This window comes from Mitsuaria sp. TWR114, from assembly GCF_007997345.1.
In genome coordinates, this window is record NZ_VOSR01000242.1 from 1 (window position 1) to 861 (window position 861).

Annotated in this window: 2 protein-coding genes; both read left to right on the forward strand. The window is 69.6% G+C overall.

All coding sequences use genetic code 11. The features are described from left to right. Positions 1 to 360 (forward strand): hypothetical protein (locus tag FUT87_RS10610; RefSeq protein WP_222617109.1); only part of this gene is annotated, 360 nt, incomplete at its 5' end. Positions 361 to 446: 86 nt separating this feature from the next. Then, positions 447 to 776, forward strand: a complete 330-nt coding sequence (locus FUT87_RS10615; protein ID WP_091730603.1) for a four-helix bundle copper-binding protein — start codon at positions 447 to 449, stop codon at positions 774 to 776. Positions 777 to 861: the final 85 nt, after the last annotated feature.

The window sequence follows — 861 nt, forward strand, 5'->3', positions numbered from 1 at the left end:
TTGATGCGACTGCGGTCGCCGCTGCTGCGGCGCCTGCTGGTGGCGTTCATGCTCGGCACGATGGTGCCGGTGGCGACGGCATCGGTGATCTGCCAGATGCTCTGCGCGGTGTCGGCAGATCACGGCGAGAGCCATGCGCACGGCGAATCCCCCGGCCACCCCATGGCCGACGCGCCGGCTGCTGACACCGGCACGCACGGCCTCTTTCACGGCCCCTGCCAACTCGCTGCCGTCCCGACCGCGCCCTCCGGCGCCGCGTCGGCGGTGCTGCTCAAGCTCACTTTCGAGTGGGCGCGCAAGCCGCCGTTCGGGATGGCGTCCCATGTGCTGCCGCCGCCCGACCCACCGCCCAAAGCCTGAGCGTCTCCGCAAGCGGCCGCTTCGCCCGCGAAGCGGCCTCCATCCTTTTTGCCGGCCTTGAAGCGGCCGGCCTACCGGAGACCGACATGTCCCATCAAGTCAACCAAGCCTGCGTCGAGGCGTGCAACGCCTGTGCCGATGCCTGCGACCACTGCGCCACCGCCTGCCTGCGAGAGCAGGACGTCAAGATGATGGCGAAGTGCATTGCCCTCGACATGGACTGCGCCGCCATCTGCCGACTCGCGGCGAGCTACATGGCGCGAGGCAGTCAGTTCGACCGCCAGCTCTGCCAGCTGTGCGCCGCCGTGTGCGATGCCTGCGGCGAGGAGTGCGCCCGGCACGAGCATCCGCATTGCCAGGATTGCGCGGTCGCCTGCAAGCGTTGCGCGGACGAGTGCCGCCGCATGGCGGCGTAATCGGCCGCAGCGCCGCTTCTGACTTTCGCTTCTGACCTCGCAGATCCTTGGCGCTGGCATTGCGCCGAGGATCTGCGCCGCCCGG